The organism is Pseudomonas sp. WS 5503, from assembly GCF_012985385.1.
In the GTDB taxonomy this organism is placed as follows: Bacteria; Pseudomonadota; Gammaproteobacteria; order Pseudomonadales; family Pseudomonadaceae; genus Aquipseudomonas; species Aquipseudomonas paracarnis.
The window spans coordinates 1-638 of sequence record NZ_JAAQWI010000036.1; the positions used below are offsets into that span (position 1 = coordinate 1).

At 47.2% G+C, this 638-nt stretch carries 2 tRNA genes and 1 rRNA gene; all 3 read left to right on the plus strand.

The window, feature by feature from the left end:
• Positions 1 to 64, plus strand: a 16S ribosomal RNA gene (locus HBO10_RS31015); the annotation flags it as partial.
• Positions 65 to 145: 81 nt separating this feature from the next.
• Positions 146 to 222: transfer RNA gene (locus HBO10_RS31020), tRNA-Ile, on the plus strand.
• 30 nt (positions 223 to 252) lie between these two features.
• A tRNA-Ala gene (locus HBO10_RS31025) sits at positions 253 to 328 on the plus strand.
• Positions 329 to 638 lie beyond the last annotated feature (310 nt).

Consider the following 638-nt stretch of genomic DNA (forward strand, 5'->3'; position numbering starts at 1 on the left):
CATGACTGGGGTGAAGTCGTAACAAGGTAGCCGTAGGGGAACCTGCGGCTGGATCACCTCCTTAATCGACGACATCAGCTGCTCCATAAGTTCCCACACGAATTGCTTGATTCATTGAAGAAGACGAAAGAAGCAGCCCGAAATTGGGTCTGTAGCTCAGTTGGTTAGAGCGCACCCCTGATAAGGGTGAGGTCGGCAGTTCGAATCTGCCCAGACCCACCAATTTTGTGTGGGAAACGCCTGTAGAAATACGGGGCCATAGCTCAGCTGGGAGAGCGCCTGCCTTGCACGCAGGAGGTCAACGGTTCGATCCCGTTTGGCTCCACCACTACTGCTTCTGTTTGTATAAAGCTTAGAAATGAGCATTCCATCGTTGTGATGGTGAATGTTGATTTCTAGTCTTTGACTAGTTCGTTCTTTAAAAATTTGGGTATGTGATAGAAAGATAGACTGAACGTTACTTTCACTGGTAACGGATCAGGCTAAGGTAAAATTTGTGAGTTCTCTTAATTGAGAAATTCGAATTTTCGGCGAATGTCGTCTTCACAGTATAACCAGATTGCTTGGGGTTATATGGTCAAGTGAAGAAGCGCATACGGTGGATGCCTTGGCAGTCAGAGGCGATGAAAGACGTGGTA